General features: G+C 40.2%; 13 protein-coding genes and 1 rRNA gene. 6 read left to right on the forward strand and 8 right to left on the reverse strand.

The window, feature by feature from the left end; all coding sequences use genetic code 11:
* Window positions 1-22: 22 nt before the first annotated feature.
* Window positions 23-1,753 carry a diflavin flavoprotein gene (locus LC608_RS28785; protein WP_229556838.1) on the reverse strand — a complete coding sequence of 577 codons (1,731 nt, stop codon included), beginning with the start codon at window positions 1,751-1,753 and terminating at the stop codon, window positions 23-25.
* 220 nt (window positions 1,754-1,973) lie between these two features.
* Here LC608_RS28785 and LC608_RS28790 point away from each other — a divergent pair, with 220 nt between their 5' ends.
* Both LC608_RS28790 and LC608_RS28795 read left to right on the forward strand, forming a co-directional pair.
* Window positions 1,974-2,933, forward strand: coding sequence for a 1-aminocyclopropane-1-carboxylate deaminase/D-cysteine desulfhydrase (locus LC608_RS28790; RefSeq protein ID WP_229556839.1), 960 nt, complete (start codon window positions 1,974-1,976; stop codon window positions 2,931-2,933).
* Between the two features lie 108 nt (window positions 2,934-3,041).
* Window positions 3,042-4,829: a DUF262 domain-containing protein gene (locus tag LC608_RS28795; RefSeq protein ID WP_229556840.1), complete on the forward strand. Its 1,788-nt coding sequence runs from the start codon at window positions 3,042-3,044 to the stop codon at window positions 4,827-4,829.
* 100 nt (window positions 4,830-4,929) lie between these two features.
* Here LC608_RS28795 and LC608_RS28800 read toward each other — a convergent pair whose 3' ends face one another.
* Entirely contained in the window at window positions 4,930-5,190 is a 261-nt protein-coding gene (locus tag LC608_RS28800) for a hypothetical protein (protein WP_229556841.1), read from the reverse strand.
* A 434-nt stretch (window positions 5,191-5,624) separates the two neighbouring features.
* Here LC608_RS28800 and LC608_RS28805 point away from each other — a divergent pair, with 434 nt between their 5' ends.
* Window positions 5,625-7,748, forward strand: coding sequence for a tetratricopeptide repeat protein (locus LC608_RS28805; protein ID WP_229556842.1), 2,124 nt, complete (start codon window positions 5,625-5,627; stop codon window positions 7,746-7,748).
* 25 nt (window positions 7,749-7,773) lie between these two features.
* Here LC608_RS28805 and LC608_RS28810 read toward each other — a convergent pair whose 3' ends face one another.
* Together LC608_RS28810 and LC608_RS28815 are read right to left on the reverse strand one after the other, a co-directional pair.
* Window positions 7,774-8,580 (reverse strand): hypothetical protein, encoded by an 807-nt coding sequence (locus LC608_RS28810; RefSeq protein WP_229556843.1) that lies wholly within the window; start codon window positions 8,578-8,580, stop codon window positions 7,774-7,776.
* Between the two features lie 699 nt (window positions 8,581-9,279).
* Window positions 9,280-9,810 carry a pentapeptide repeat-containing protein gene (locus tag LC608_RS28815; protein ID WP_229556844.1) on the reverse strand — a complete coding sequence of 177 codons (531 nt, stop codon included), beginning with the start codon at window positions 9,808-9,810 and terminating at the stop codon, window positions 9,280-9,282.
* Window positions 9,811-10,090: 280 nt separating this feature from the next.
* On the opposite strand from LC608_RS28815, the gene LC608_RS28820 reads away from it, so the two are divergent.
* Window positions 10,091-10,981 (forward strand): hypothetical protein, encoded by an 891-nt coding sequence (locus LC608_RS28820; protein WP_229556845.1) that lies wholly within the window; start codon window positions 10,091-10,093, stop codon window positions 10,979-10,981.
* Here LC608_RS28820 and LC608_RS28825 read toward each other — a convergent pair.
* Together LC608_RS28825 and LC608_RS28830 are read right to left on the reverse strand one after the other, a co-directional pair.
* The gene (locus tag LC608_RS28825) at window positions 10,938-11,195 is read right to left on the reverse strand and encodes a hypothetical protein (protein ID WP_229556846.1); all 258 of its coding nucleotides are present in this window, start codon (window positions 11,193-11,195) and stop codon (window positions 10,938-10,940) included. The two genes, LC608_RS28820 and LC608_RS28825, sit on opposite strands and share 44 nt — an antisense overlap.
* 63 nt (window positions 11,196-11,258) lie before the next feature.
* Window positions 11,259-12,653, reverse strand: coding sequence for a TldD/PmbA family protein (locus tag LC608_RS28830; RefSeq protein ID WP_229556847.1), 1,395 nt, complete (start codon window positions 12,651-12,653; stop codon window positions 11,259-11,261).
* Between the two features lie 322 nt (window positions 12,654-12,975).
* On the opposite strand from LC608_RS28830, the gene LC608_RS28835 reads away from it, so the two are divergent.
* The gene (locus LC608_RS28835; protein WP_114085123.1) at window positions 12,976-13,299 is read left to right on the forward strand and encodes an RNA-binding protein; all 324 of its coding nucleotides are present in this window, start codon (window positions 12,976-12,978) and stop codon (window positions 13,297-13,299) included.
* Window positions 13,300-13,419: 120 nt separating this feature from the next.
* Entirely contained in the window at window positions 13,420-13,611 is a 192-nt protein-coding gene (gene rpsU / locus LC608_RS28840; protein ID WP_229556848.1) for a 30S ribosomal protein S21, read from the forward strand.
* Between the two features lie 766 nt (window positions 13,612-14,377).
* Here the strand turns inward: rpsU and LC608_RS28845 are convergent.
* Both LC608_RS28845 and rrf read right to left on the reverse strand, forming a co-directional pair.
* Window positions 14,378-14,545 (reverse strand): CopG family transcriptional regulator, encoded by a 168-nt coding sequence (locus LC608_RS28845; RefSeq protein WP_100901972.1) that lies wholly within the window; start codon window positions 14,543-14,545, stop codon window positions 14,378-14,380.
* A 500-nt stretch (window positions 14,546-15,045) separates the two neighbouring features.
* Window positions 15,046-15,163, reverse strand: a 5S ribosomal RNA gene (rrf, locus tag LC608_RS28850).
* Between the last annotated feature and the right edge of the window lie 9 nt (window positions 15,164-15,172).

Genomic DNA, 15,172 nt, shown 5'->3' on the forward strand with positions numbered 1-15,172 from the left:
GAGCTTAATGACAAATCACTATTTAGTAATGATTACCAATTTTGCGGTGATGGGCAGCAGTAAGTGCATGTAGGTTGGCAACTCTTCCAGTTTGGACTGTGCTATAAATTACCCAATGATCTCCACAATCCATGCGGCTAGTAATTTCACATTCCATGTAAGCCAAAGCTTCAGCTAAAACGGGCGATTCATTTTTCGCTGGATATGTTTTCACTCCAGCAAAGCGGTCTGCACCAGGAGCAAAACGTTTCAGAAAATGTTTCATTAATCCTTGATATTTGCCTTCTTCTAAAACGTTTAAGACAAAGCGATCGCCAACGTGCATCAAAGATTCAATTGCCCGATCTTTGGATACTGCGATCGCTACTCCTAAAGGCTCAAGACTCGCTTGTGTCACCCAAGAAGCAAACATTGCACTCTGAACTTCTCCTTTTTTGGCGGTGATAATATACAATCCTGTGCTAATCCGCCCTAAAGCTTTCTCTAGCTCGGTATTGATAGATTTAATTTGTTTAATGGTGCGATCGCGGGTCAACCATTGACCCATATCTGTCCCCGCTTCATCACAAAGTTGTTCCGTTGCTTGAGTAGGAATTTCCTTAATTAAAATAGGAGGAAAAGCTTCAGTTAATCCCAGTTCTTGAAACTTATTACGTAAAGGATAAACAGGTTCATCTTCTCCACCTCCTGACTCTAATAAACCAATCGCTTGCTTCTTGTGAACAGCAGCTAAAATTGTACTTAAAGCAGCTTGAGCCATCACCGAAGATTGGGCTGGCATTGCAATTACCAAACCAGAGGCTTGTGCAACTAATTCTCGAACTTCTTGAGGCTCGGCACTATTGAGGTCTACTAATTCTACTGCCACCCCTGTTTTCGCGCATCCATGTGCTATAGAACGGACTAAATGCTCGCTATGCCCATAATCTTCAACATAAAGTAGAGCCACTAATGTCTCTGTTTTTGCTTGTTCTAAACTCCAGTTTTGATAGCGTCCGAGCCATTCGGAGATATAGTGTTGTAATAAAGGGCCATGTCCCGTGGCAACTGTTCTTATATCTAACTTTTCAATCCGCTTTAAAGCTGCCAAAACAGATCGGGCATTGGGGCCCATGAGGCAATCATAGTAATAGTGAAAATCTTCCTCTATTAAAGTAATATTTTCATCATAGGTGTGGTCATCACAGTAGTGCATCCCAAACACATCGCAAGTGTAGAGAGTGCAAGTTTTGTGGTCATAAGTCAATATTGTGTCAGGCCAGTGTAAGTTAGGTGCAGAGATAAATTCTAATTCGTGTCCGTTACCTAAATCTAATCGCTCTCCACTTTTCACCTGCATTGATTTAAAAGGCTGGTGAACCATATTTTCTAAAAATTGAATAGCCACCTTTGCACCAACAACAGTAATGCAGGGAGCTAATTGCAAAATATCTTTGACTAAGCCACTGTGGTCTGGTTCCGTATGGCTGATAATTAAGTAATCTATCTTAGCCGGATCAATTAATCCCGCCACTACCTCAAGATATAATTCCTCAAATTTGCGGTGAGATGTGTCAACTAAAGCAACTTTTTCTCCCTGAATTAAGAAAGAATTATAGGTTGTACCATTCCGTAAACCAAACTCGATATCAAAACGTTCTCTATCCCAGTCGAGACAACGAATAGCAGTCGTTTCAGGAGCAATTTCGACAGTTTCAATCGTCAAACGTCCTGGATTGGGAATAACTTGAGCAAGCTGTGTGAGTGCAACCATTTCTTTTCTCCATAAAGAATATTATTTGGAGCGAGTGTTATGTTCCTTATATTCACCTGAAATCCTCAATTAGTAAAATGCCAATTTCTAAAGCTAATCATCAGAAAGAGTTATTCTTTATTTTGATTGAGCTACCATTGAGTTACTCAATGTTTATCATTAGTTTTATGTTCAATAATGAACGTGAGAGAATGTCAAATATAAGTTATGATTTTTAGGGATGTCGTTAATATTTCTTCCTCCTCCTCTACAGCAAATCAATAGCGAAATTGCCCGTAACGCTGGTGTTGATTTGTATGTGCTGCGCCTCGATCTGATGCACCCGTGGGTTAACGGCAATAAATGGTTCAAGCTGAAATACAACCTTTTGGAGGCCAAGGAGAAAGATTTCACGACGTTGCTAACCTTTGGCGGCGCTTATTCCAATCATATCTATGCAACTGCGGCGGCTGGTAGTCTTTTCGGTTTTCGTACCATTGGTGTAATTCGTGGCGAGGAGAGGCTACCATTGAACCGGACGCTGAGTTTTGCTGTACAACAGGGTATGCAGCTTGTGTATCTGAACCGCGAGATGTATCGAGAGCGCAACACACCAGAGTTAGAAGAATATCTGCAACAACGCTTCGGCGAGGTGTTTATCATTCCCGAAGGCGGGAGTAATTTAAATGGTGTGCGCGGGTGTACAGAGATAATTGCTGATGCGATGCCTACGGCTGGCTATGCCTACGCATTTGATCATATATGCGTAGCTTGCGGTACAGCTACCACACTAGCAGGTATTGCGCTTTCGTTGCATCAAGGACAAAGAGCGATCGCTTTTCCAGTATTGAAAAATGGCGCATTTCTCGCACAAGAAATCGAAAGTTTGTTGACAAATTACCTCGCCTCTGGTTTAGCCACACCATATAGTTCTCCCGCTTCCTGGGAATTGGTATGTGATTACCACTTCGGCGGCTATGCAAAGGTGAACAACGATCTGCTATTTTTCAGTCAGCAGTTCACAGAAGAACATGGTGTACCCCTCGATTACGTATATACCGCCAAAATGTTTTACGGAGTGATGGATTTACTAAAGCAGGGATTTTTTAGTAAAGGCAACTCATTACTGCTAGTACACACAGGCGGCTTACAGGGCAACGTTGGCATGGAAGAAAGGTTGCAGAGATTTTCTAAAAATTGAGTTGCTACTTAATTAAATATCAGTTAGTCTTGTATGGAATTTTACTAAATTAAGTGAAATTCACACACAAATCTTGATATTAACTCAAAGTTAAGTAAGGTTAATTTAATGTCTACATACACCGATCGCATTCAGCCAACTAATTCTGCCATTACTACCTATTTGGATAATCTCTTAGCTAGAAAGTATCAAATTCCGACTTTTCAACGAGATATTGTCTGGGAGAAAGAGAATGTAAAAAAGCTCTGGGATAGTATTTATAAGTTTTACCCTTTAGGAAGTATTTTAATTTGGAAAACTAGTACCAAGCTTGAAAGTCATAGAGAAATAGGGGGTATTAAGCTTGCTGACGATTTTTCCTCTACCGAATACCAATATATTTTAGATGGACAACAAAGAACAACAGCCCTTCTAACCTCAATATATGGGGATAAGAATAATATTTATTGTAAAAATAAGTTTAACCCAGCGCTATATGTAGACTTGACTATTAAATTTACTGATGCTACAGATGATACAAGTTATATCGAAAGATTTCTATTTTGGGATGAGATAAATGATAACAATGGGCAAAATAAATTAAACAAAGCTAAAAATAAACGTTATGAGGAAAAGCTGATCGTCAAGTTAGAAGATATTAAAAATGATTATGGCAATATTGAAAGAAATCTTCATAAAGGTGGCTATGGTGACTTTGAGCATCCCTATAGACAACAGCTAGCGAAATGTAAAGAAGTTTTAGATAATTATAGAATGTCCTTCATTGAGTTACGAGGTATTGAAGTTGCAGAAGTATGCCAAATATTTGAGCGAATTAATCAAGCTGGCAAACCTTTGAATATCTTTGATATTGTGGTAGCTAAGACTTTTCGGATTGAGGACAAAAAGAATAACATTTCTGGGTTTTACCTTCGTGAATTGATTAATAGTTTTAGAGAGTCTATTACTAGCAGTCTGTATACAAGCGTTGATGACTGGACATTACTTCAGATGCTAGCTGTAGTAGTAAAACTTGAATTTCCCAATGCAGGGATACAAAATATTACTGATATGTATCTTAATAAGCTAAAAACAGAACATATTGAAGCTGTATGGTCTAATTTCCAGACAGCAATCGCTAATACTTTTAAATTTTTTGATAATTGTTTGCATATCAAGGGGCCAAAATTAATCCCTTCCCGATATCTATATCTGACTATAACAGCATATTTTTATCGTAATATTAAACCCAATTACAGTTTTTTAGAAAAGTATTTTTGGTATTATTGTTTTCACAATGAAGATTTGCTCTCTAATACTACCCATCTTTGGCAACATATAGAATTTATTAATCAAGAAAAAACTAATAATACTTACTCATTCAATCAGTTTAATATTGATAAAAATCAGCTAAAAAAATCATTTTACAGTTCTAGAGGTCGTTTATCCAGAGCGATTCTATCACTTTATGCGAACCATGAGCCAAAGGATTGGGCAAAACCTCATCAATATATTTTATCTGATGTTTATTATCTGCTAACAGATAAGCCTAACTTGCACCACATATTTCCGGTTAACTTTATTAAACAAAGTGGCATTGCTAGTCAAATAGAATGTGACAGCTTGATGAATATTGCGTATCTGTCTCAAATAACTAATTTGAAAATTAGCGATAAAAATCCATTAGATTATCTCAAAGAATATGACAACCCTGGTTTAGAGGCAGTCCTACGCTCTCATGTTATACCAACGATTATTCTTGAATGGTCAAGAGCCGATGCACTTCCTGAAAACGCCCTAACAATGTTTATTGAAGAAAGAATAAACCTCTTATTAGAGGCTTTGAGGCTCAAGTTAGAAGGGATTGAATTTAATGTTTTTGATATGAGCAATCGCACAGATAATATATATCCCTAAATAAAAGATAACAAAGAGCATTCCAATTGCGGAACGCTCTTTTTTGGTAAATTCTGTTACGATAATATGAATTTAAATTGAAAATTGCTAGTTCTTAAAATCAGGCATGGAGATTTGCTTGTTCCTGCAACCAAGGATCTACAGGTTGCCCATCTTTGCGGCGTAATTCAATTTCCACTACTATCACTTCTTTGGAACCAGGAGGTGCGGGTTTTTTATGGAAAAGAATGTCATAATCTTGTGGATTGTGTTTGCGTTCTTTCAACCATTCCTGTACTTTGGTTGTGGCAAAAAATGATTGCCCTTGCTCAAACATTCGAGTAATCTGCAATTGCAGTGTATAAGGATTTAACCGACCCATTTTCTACCGCCTTTGTTAAGTTAATTGTAGGGCAAGTAATCTGCTTACCCTAGATAGTCTAATGTTAGTGCGAAGTACGCACATCTGACACTTTGCATACTGCTATCTGTAGAAATAAAGTCCGAACTTAGTTCGATGAATGCTCTGAGAAAGCGCCGATTTTGCTACAATCTGTCTTCTAGAGGTTGATAAATTATTGTTTGTGGTGCTTGGTTTTCACCTAGTAATGTTATAATGGTATATCTAAAAAATGTTAAAAACTTGACTGCGCTCGACGACTGAAGTTGTACGTACAGTAAAGGCGAAGGAACGGATTAGTTAAGGATTATTCAGCATTTCCCAGTACCTCTACAACATTTCACTACTTAATTCTGTTATAGATTGGAGAGAGGCACGCCGCTTCAAAAACTGACCAACAGACTGAGATGGTTGTTATGAAGAGCAAAAATCAAGCTGTTTTCGCTTTAATTGTAAAAAGCACTATTGTCTTTTTACCCTTACTGCTGTCCCCTGGAATTGCCAGTGGACAATCTGCACCATCACCTTCCCCAGCACTAACTCCTGCTTTGGTGTTATCGAATCAGGAACGGGAAGAATTAACGCGGCTAAGAGCGGAAAAGCGAATTCAACAGCAAGTCCAATCTGATTTTAATAGCGCTTTTAGCCGGACAACTATCTTACTCAATGTCTGGCTAGTTATATTAAGTCTATTTCCAGTCGCAATCATTGCTTTATTTTGGCTCCTGCGACGGGTGGTAATCCGTGAAATTGTTGATAGAGCTATGCAACAATTACAGGGAATGGAAAAATTGCAAAATCAGCTAGCCACCGCTAAACAAGAGGCTGAAAATCTTATTCAAGAAGCTAAAAAAATAAATTATGAATTAGAAGAGGAAACAGCTAGTTTACAAGAAAAGATTAAAAACGAACAAAAAAAATATTTATCTAACCTTACATCTGAACTAGATTTAGCTAAATCACAGGTATTAACTAGATTAGAAACTGAACTGAAAAAATCTCAAGAAAATATACAAACTTTAGAGTCAGAATTTGCTTATGGGCTATCTAAGTTAGAGTTAGATGCTCAACAACAAAGAGATATAGCACTGGATAATCTAGGCAAATTAGCATCTGTCATCGCAGAAGATATGTCTAATTTAAAGTTAGGCGTGCAACAACAGCAAGAACTAGCCGTTACTGATTTAGACGTATTAAATTTTGAGCTAAAATCTCAACTTTCTGGATGGCAGTCTGATGCTCAAAAGCAAAAGGATATATCTATTGAAAGTTTAACAAAATTGCAATCAGAATTTGCGGAAAAATTATCTAAATTACAGGTAGATGCTCAGAAACAAAAAGATATCACACTTGAGAATTTAGGAAGATTAGATCAGGAACTAAAATTTCAATTATCTGAATTACAGGTAGATGCTCAAGAACAAAAAAACAAAATTGTTGAGAGTTTAGCAGCATTGCAGTCAGAATTTGCCAATCACCTATCTGAATTACAAGTAGATGCTCAAACACGTAAAGAGCTAATCATTGAGAATTTAGAAAAATCTGGTTCTGAGTTTACTTCGCAATTCTCAGATTTACAATGGAATGCTCAACAACAAAAGATTCTCATTTTAGAGAAGTTAGAAAGACTAGAAACTGAGTTTGTCTCTCAACTCTCTGAGTTACAATTGGATGCCCAAGAAAGAAAGGATCTCATCCTTCAGGAACTAACTGAAATTACACCTGAATCTATCCTAGAGGCGGTGAATTCTGAAGTTGACGTTGAGATGGCAGCTGCATCCATCCTAGAGGTTGTAAATTCTGAAGTTGAGGAAGAAATACAAGAACAGCCACAACAACCAAAATTTACTGCTGATGAGTATGTAAAACAGGGAGATGAGCTATTTTCCCAAAGGCGCTATGAAGATGCGATCGCAGCTTACAACGAAGCGGTTAAAATCCAAGCTGATGAACCTGTGACTTGGTTAAAACGAGGTCTAACTCTAGGGAGATTGAAACGCTACAAAGATGCGATCGCATCATACAATAGAGCTATTGCAATTCAACCAGATTATCATCAAGCTTGGTGCGATCGCGGCGTTGCCTTTGGTAACTTACAACAGCATCAGCAAGCCTTTGACTCATTTGATAAAGCTACACAAATCAAGCCTGATGATGCAGTTGCTTGGTTGAATCGCGGCCTTTCTCTAGTAGCATTAGAACAATATGAAGAGGCTATAGCATCTTTTGATAAAGCGCTGGAATTCCAACCCAATTCTCCCAAAATTTGGGATAAACACGGTTATACCTTGGTAAGATTGGGGCGCGATGATGAAGCGATCGCTAGTTTTAACAAAGCTTTAGAAATTAACCCAGATTATGCCAGTGCCTATTATAACAAAGCAGCCTGTTACGCACTACAAAGACAAGTTGAACTATCTCTGTTAACTTTACAACAAGCAATTGAACTTAATCCCAGGTATAAAGAAGACGCAGTAACTGACTTAGATTTCGATGATATTGCCGATGATAAGCGCTTTAAAGAGTTAGTTGAACAGTAAAAATCTAAAAGGTATTGGGCATTAGTTATTCCACTCCTGCTCCCCCTGCTCCCCCTGCTTCCCCTGCTCTCCTTCCCCCACTCCCCCCAACTAGCGGATTCTGTTCCCCAGACATCGCTTTGAGTTTAGATGTAAAAGACTCAGAGCGATCGCTTTTTTCTGGAGTAAATTGCCCGATTGGGGCATGAATGGGAGCAGGTGGGAGCAGTTTTGGCTGTCGTTGATAAGGAATTGGTGATGGTGAAGGCGGTGGACTTTCTTGTGAAGCTTGCTTCTGGCTGATAGCAGATGATAACTGAAACGTTGTTGAATAAGCAAATTTTCCCGAAAGGGGAGACTTCAGGACAGTTTTATTGTCCCTAGCTTCGTCCTTCGCTTCTTCATCTACAGATGTTTTTTGTTCGGAACTTTTCAGTTGTAGAGTTGCAGTATTGCTGTGTTGATAGCCGTTGCGAATCTTAGCTGGTGGTAATTGAGGACTCGTGACTTTCTCTACAATAGGATTTTTCTTGGCTAGCGGTAGAACTGGCGCAGGCGATGAAGTTAAACTTTGGGGAAATTTGCTACAAATCATCCGTTCAAATTCCATGTTGAAATGATATGTAGCCTGATCCCGGCGCTGCCAAAATACTAAAATTTGCTGCACGGAAACAGCTTTATAACGACCTTGATATAGTGCCTCAATCACTGCCAGGTGTAGCCAATTAAGCGGGTATTGCGTTTGCCAACGCTCAACTAGCTCATTGGCAGTATAGCCACTGAGATCGAAACTATAGTTAATTAACAAGGCGATCGCTAAGTTGGCAGAGGTGTCTGGAAGTGTTGTTAACATGGGGCTATTAGCTTTAGGCAATAGGTCTAAGAATTGTCACCCATCGCATATTAGCCTAACGTGCTTTTAACTACATGGTTTTTTTCCCAAGAGTACCAAGCCGATAAGCAGTGTTTCCTATTTTACTTGTCAACTTCCAGAATGCAACCCTACATAGACTGATTTAATCGCAGATGTTTGCCCAATGGCTACTAATGCCTGATAAACCATTTCTGTGCTGCAACTTCGGCGCGTGTTATCGGACATGAAGGTACAAGCAGATTGGAATCTGGATAGTTGACAAATATCTCCTATTCTGGGGTTGCTGATTCCATGTATGAAAATGATTTTGCATAATACCAAAATCCTTGTAGAGACGTAGCAGTGCTACGTCTCTACATCCGGATTCATACTTCAATTCAGCAACGCTCCTATTCTAATTTAGAGGCAACAGCTTTTCCGGCATAGAGTATGATGATCGCTATAAGCCCAAAAAGCCTTGGGTACGTCCGTAAAATAGCGAGTTGCCTCCTTCTCAGCGAGACGCTACGCGAACGCGAAAGTCAAAAATTACCCATTCACTTATACAAAATTAAGAATCTCATAAATAAATTTAGGGCTACTGTATCCCTTTTTTGAAATGCATCAATGCGTAAATTAAAGCTTCGTGTAGCGTCTCGTAGAGAAGCGAGTAGTCATGGGTTTATCTGACTGGTAGTGTCACACATTCTCATCCAGGATTGTTCCTTCTATATTGGCTCCATCCAAATTTGCTCCGCTTAAATTTGTCTGGTTCAAATCTGCTTGAGTGAGATTTGCCTGGGATAAGTCGGCTACAGTTAAGTCTGCACCGCTCAAATCGGCTCCATCTAAATTCGCCGCTATCAAACTAGCTTCCTGTAAATCCGCTTCACTCAAGTTAGTGTCAATCAGTTTAGCAACCGTCAAATCAGCCTGACTCAAATTAGCTCCTTCCATTGCTGCTCCATCCAAAATAGCTCCATCCAAGATAGCTCCGCTTAAGTTGCTACCACTGAGGTCAGCATTGCTCAAATTTGCTCCATTTAAGTCTGCCTCAATCAAACTGGCTTGGGCTAAATTAGCGTGACTTAGATTAGCTCCATCTAAAATTGCTTTATCCAAAATTATGCCACTGAGATTGGCTTCCCTTAAGTTTGCCTCGCTCAAGTTGATACCAGTAAAATCTCTGACACCTGCGGCATAGTTTTTCAGGAGTTGATCTGCTTTCATATCTGTCGCTGTGTTAAGGAACGTTTAATTGAGGCTATCCAGCTTACTCAGACAGGCAGTAAATCCCCAGCACGCGCCACGGAGGATTGGTGTAGTGAATCAAACCGGAATGAATATCGAATTACCTTTGTGTAGATTAACCATCCTCAACTACTGGCGCTACTACCTAGAGTTGTGATTTTTTTTTCATACTTGGGAGGGATGTTGAGGAATTTAAAAACTTAAGCATTAGTGCAAAGCGATCGCTATACTCAATTGTGGTGTTCATCTGGCAAAGGTTATGGCAAAACCAATTCGTATTCTTTTGCAGACTACGATTCCTACGACTGAAGATGACTGGAGCATTTTTCGTTTCTCGATGTTACAAGATTACTTAGCATCGATTAAAGACGAAGCAGGAAACTCCTTATTTGAAGTTACGGGACGCGATTACGAATCAGATGCAGTAGGCAGTGACCCAGTTTTAAGTAGTCTCGACAAATCAGATTTTGATGAACTTTGGCTATTTGGATTAGAGGTGGATAAAGGTTTAACCGAAAAAGACATTGCCGGAATCAATGCTTTTCGGCAACGCGGCGGCGGTATTTTGACAACACGCGATCATCAGGATATGGGCTGTTCGATGTGTGGTTTAATTGACATCGGAGATGTCCACTATTTCAACACCAAAAATCCCGATCCCGATGAATCGCGCTGGAGCCGAGATGACTCATACACAACTTATATCTCCTGGCCCAACTATCATTCTGGAGCTAACGGCGATTATCAAAAAATTACCATTGTCGAACCCATTCACGAACTTTTAAAAAATCCCAATTCACCTTCGGAAAGTATCGAATTTTTCCCAACACATCCCCACGAAGGCGGTATTGGCGCACCTTTGACCAATGCCAATGCGCGGGTAATTGCTTTGGGTAAAAGTTTAGTTACAGGTCGTAACTTCAATCTACTTGTAGCGATCGAGCATCATCAAGATGAACAAGGAAATATACTAGGACGAGCAGTAGCTAACTCCAGCTTCCATCATTTAGTAGATTACAACTGGGATATTAACAAAGGCTGTCCCACTTTTGTAGATGAAGCACCAGGAGATGGTATGAAAAAAGAGCCACGTGCCTTAGAAGATATCAAAACCTATGTGCGTAACGTCGCTTTCTGGCTAGCAAATTAATTTGAATTGAGCTATTCTCCCCTGAAGAGTAATAGGGGAACATCCACTTGCGAATTAAATTTGACAATGCCAATGCATCGACTAACAATGCCAATGCATCGGCTGACAATGCCAATGCATCAGCTGACAATGCCAATGCATCGGCTGACAATGCCAATGCATCGGCTGACAATGCCAATGCATCGACTAACAATGCCAATGCGTCCCCTTGCATTAAAAACTTTAGTGCTTACTACAAACTTGTCTAATACAGACTTTACGCTACAACGGTTGAGGTTTATGTTTCCCCACCAACCACTACATCTCGAATTCGCAGACTAGGGCCACCACAACCTACTGACAAACCATTTTGCCCTCCTTTACCGCAACCGCCAGATTCATCCCAGTAAAAATCATCACCAATTGCCTCAATATCCGCTAAAGTTTGGAATACATTTCCCGAAAGCGTTACATCCCGCACAGGTTCAGCAATTTTGCCGTTCCTAATCATCCACGCTTCCCCAGCACTGAAGGTGAACATTTCCCCATTCGTCATCCCACCCAACCAATTGCGGGCATACACTCCTTCTTTGATATCGGTGAATAAGTCTTTAACTGGTGTTTTACCCCGTTCAATCCAGGTATTTGTCATCCGCACAATGGGAGTAAAGTGATAGTTGAGACAGCGTGCGTTCCCCGTAGGTGCTTCCTCCAATTTGCCTGCGGTTTCACGAGAATGTAAACGTCCAACTAAAACTCCATCTTTAATTAGTTGAGTAGTAGTAGCAGGCGTGCCTTCATCATCATAAAAATAGCTACCACGATGTCCCTCTGGGGCAGCACCATCAAAAATTTGGAGTTCTTCCGGGCCAAACCGCCGTCCAATGGTCATGACTTCCAACAAATCAGGGTTTTCATAAGCCATATCGGCCTCAGAAAGATGTCCAAAGGCTTCGTGGACAAACAAACCCGTAAGAATTGGGTCAATGACTACGGTGTAAGTATTGCCTTTCACCGATGGCAGAGATAAAGCTGCGATCGCTCTCTGAGCTGCACTTTTTACCTGTTCATCCAAATCAGTTAAATCTTCGTAAGCTTTGCGAGAGCCAGTAGTTTCCCGTCCAGTTTGTACGGTTTCGCCATTTCTGGCAGTAGCCGCAAAGCGCATTTCCATATCCACCCAAGATTGCTCGATCAAAGTGCCTTCTGAGGTCGCTATGATCACTTTTTGGGCGCTGTCACCGTAACGCACCGAGGTAGTGGTAATGCGGTGATCAACGCTTTTGAGCAATTCAGTATAGCGATCGCACAATTGTTTTTTCTTCGAGAGTGGGATTTGTCGGGGATCAGTGCCTTTAAGTGGTAGAATGCATACTGCTTGCACGGGGTCAATAGGTGCAAGTAAAGTTTCTTCATCACCAACCATCCGCGCCGCAGCGATCGCTTCTTCTATGCGATCTTTGATTGTCGCCAGTTGGTTAAAGCAGCTCAAACCCCATCCACCTTTATAACAAGCGCGAATATGTCCACCAATGGAGATGCCTTCACTGAGGGTTTCTACCTTGTCGCCACGCAACAAGATATCAGTCCCTTCTGCTTCTTCAAGGCGAATCATCAGATAATCTACACGCTCAGAGTAATGGGCGATGAGGTCAGAAAGTAAATTTTGTGCGTCAGCAAGTGTAGTCGGCATTTCCAATTAGTAACAATGACTAACTGCATTTATTTTGCAATTAATTGGGGAATATCTGCTACTCAATTCAATATAGAAGTTCCCTATGAGAGGGTAAGAGAAGATCAGGGAGACAAGGAGAAGAACCAATGCCCCATGCCTAATCTTTAGTACTTCTAAGTTACGGTGGGTAAGAACTCAATGATGTGCTAAGGTAATTAGGTGAGAATAAAATTCGGTTACAGCGTTTGTTTTTAGTATTGACAGGCTTTTCCCTTTTGGTCTTAACAAGCTTGTCTCCGAAATCTAAATCTCTACACACCTATGATTTTGGAGATAACGCATGTCAATTTATGTAGGTAATCTATCCTACGAGGTCACACAAGAAGACCTCACATCTGTTTTTGCTGAACATGGTTCTGTAAAACGCGTTCAGTTGCCTACTGACCGTGAAACAGGCCGTCCACGCGGCTTTGCTTTCGTAGAGATGGGTACAGAAGCTGAAGAAACAGCTGCCATTGAGGCTCTTGATGGTGCTGAGTGGATGGGACGCGATCTCAAAGTGAACAAGGCTAAACCCAAGGAAGACAGAAGTGGTTCCTTTGGTGGTGGTGGTGGCGATCGTCGCGGTGGCGGCGGTGGTGGATACAACCGAGGACGCTACTAAGCTTTAAGATTAAAAATTAAGTTTTAACGTCTTAAGGGCAGATAATGAATCTGCCCTTTTTGCGCTTCGGTCTACTGGATAGCTTAAAATTGCCCAGTACCAATTAGGTAGGAGATGAAAATGACCCAAGTATTTGTGGGCGAAAATGAAGGAATTGAGTCAGCCTTACGTCGATTTAAGAGAGAAGTTTCCAAAGCAGGTATTTTTCCAGACATGAGAAAGCATCGTCACTTTGAAACGCCTTTGGAAAAACACAAGCGCAAAGAAGTTGCAAGGCACAAACAACGTAAGAGAAATTTCCGTACCAATTGAAAACAAGCGATACTTACGGTAAGGTACACTAACGCACTCTCTCATTAGATTCTTAACTGTCGAAAAGGCGATCGCTGTACTCCTGCATGTAAATCTAAAGGGTAGGTTTTGGCAAAGGCATTACTGATTATGGGATGGGCATGTAAATAACGGTGTATCCCCCAACTGCAAAAAACTTTTGATTGTTACTTCCAGGATGGCGATCGCTACGCTGAATTTACGAAAATTTGGCTGAAAAATTTATTTTTGGCATTCTCTTAGTAGTCTACAAAACTTTAAAAGATTCGTCTTGGAAAGTTGAACTAGGACTTTGGGCAAGTAATACTCGAATTGTTACCCTTCTCCTGACGGAGAAGGGTAAGAAGTAGCATGGAAAACGCCAATTGGTCGGGGCTACGGAGGTGGAGATTAGGCATATATCTACTCCCAGCGATCGCAGCCTATTGAGTAGTTCGTCGAGCTGGAGGTTTTGGGCAGGAATGCTTTTGCCCCTGCCTTCAAACTCCCCTACGCTAGTGATTTTCCTCGAATCCGCAGGCTACTAAAGACCATGAGAACAGACAGGTTTGTGGATGTTTATAGCTGAACTATTAGCTCAAAACCATCCATATTGGGCATGGCTAAATGAGCAGAATCACATCTTAATTGTGTTAGTTGCTACCTATAGCGCGTGTTTGCAGGAAAATCATTGATAAGTGTGAAACACTATCTTTGACTTAGGAATTAAAATGTGCACATCATGATTTTGTTTTTTGTTGAGTATGAATTAGTACGTTTGGGACACTTTTTCCTCTTGAGTAGAAAGAGAGCGAATTAACTCCCGAATAACATCGGTTGCTGGTCTTCCCGTCATTGAACAGTATTGTTCAAGCTTCTGTGCCTCACTTGATGTGAGATTGATTGTAAGTCGTTTAGCAGCCCATTTTTTATTCATGTACTAGACAGACAAACTATATTTTTAAACTACTTCTCTAATATCAATCTTTTAAGCTGCTACTACAAGGGTATAACTAATGACATTTAATTTAAGTAATCATGAAGCAACATATTATGTTTTTCTAAGCAATAGTGAAGAGGTAGAATATATTCTCAAATATGAAGTTTAGCTAGTTTTAGAGCAATAATTATAAATATAATGTAAAAGGAATATTAAAGTAAAAAGCTATTTATAAAGTCAATCTAAAGAGGAAATTGAGTAGAAGACTAACTAGAGGATGCAAATACAGAGTACATCTATTGGTAATCAATGTTCCGCAAGAATATCCTACCTATCTCAACAATGCTGAATGGAGAATGCTTGCCATCTGATTCCAGAAGCGAAACGGGTGGTCATCCCTGCACCATTGATATCTGATAAATTTGTAACGCAGTATATTCCAGAAAAAACAAAAGCCTTCTCAAATGACTTTGAGAAGGCTTTTATTGAATTATTATTCCTGGCATCGAGCTATTTTTGCGTAGGGCTACCCCTAAACTATCGTGGCCGCAGCAGCGTTTCACCTCTGAGTTCGGGAAGGGTTCAGTGTGGTTCCACCGCGCAATAGACACCAGGAAAAGTTGT

It is taken from the genome of Nostoc sp. XA010 (assembly GCF_020829625.1).
Lineage (GTDB): Bacteria > Cyanobacteriota > Cyanobacteriia > Cyanobacteriales > Nostocaceae > Nostoc.

Bases quoted from the DNA above. Each gene is read 5' to 3' on its own strand.
- LC608_RS28785 (WP_229556838.1), bottom strand. From the start codon at position 1,753: ATGGTTGCACTCACACAGCTTGCTCAAGTTATTCCCAATCCAGGACGT.
- LC608_RS28790 (WP_229556839.1), top strand. From the start codon at position 1,974: ATGTCGTTAATATTTCTTCCTCCTCCTCTACAGCAAATCAATAGCGAA.
- LC608_RS28795 (WP_229556840.1), top strand. From the start codon at position 3,042: ATGTCTACATACACCGATCGCATTCAGCCAACTAATTCTGCCATTACT.
- LC608_RS28800 (WP_229556841.1), bottom strand. From the start codon at position 5,190: ATGGGTCGGTTAAATCCTTATACACTGCAATTGCAGATTACTCGAATG.
- LC608_RS28805 (WP_229556842.1), top strand. From the start codon at position 5,625: ATGAAGAGCAAAAATCAAGCTGTTTTCGCTTTAATTGTAAAAAGCACT.
- LC608_RS28810 (WP_229556843.1), bottom strand. From the start codon at position 8,580: ATGTTAACAACACTTCCAGACACCTCTGCCAACTTAGCGATCGCCTTG.
- LC608_RS28815 (WP_229556844.1), bottom strand. From the start codon at position 9,810: ATGAAAGCAGATCAACTCCTGAAAAACTATGCCGCAGGTGTCAGAGAT.
- LC608_RS28820 (WP_229556845.1), top strand. From the start codon at position 10,091: ATGGCAAAACCAATTCGTATTCTTTTGCAGACTACGATTCCTACGACT.
- LC608_RS28825 (WP_229556846.1), bottom strand. From the start codon at position 11,195: ATGCAAGGGGACGCATTGGCATTGTTAGTCGATGCATTGGCATTGTCA.
- LC608_RS28830 (WP_229556847.1), bottom strand. From the start codon at position 12,653: ATGCCGACTACACTTGCTGACGCACAAAATTTACTTTCTGACCTCATC.
- LC608_RS28835 (WP_114085123.1), top strand. From the start codon at position 12,976: ATGTCAATTTATGTAGGTAATCTATCCTACGAGGTCACACAAGAAGAC.
- rpsU (WP_229556848.1), top strand. From the start codon at position 13,420: ATGACCCAAGTATTTGTGGGCGAAAATGAAGGAATTGAGTCAGCCTTA.
- LC608_RS28845 (WP_100901972.1), bottom strand. From the start codon at position 14,545: ATGAATAAAAAATGGGCTGCTAAACGACTTACAATCAATCTCACATCA.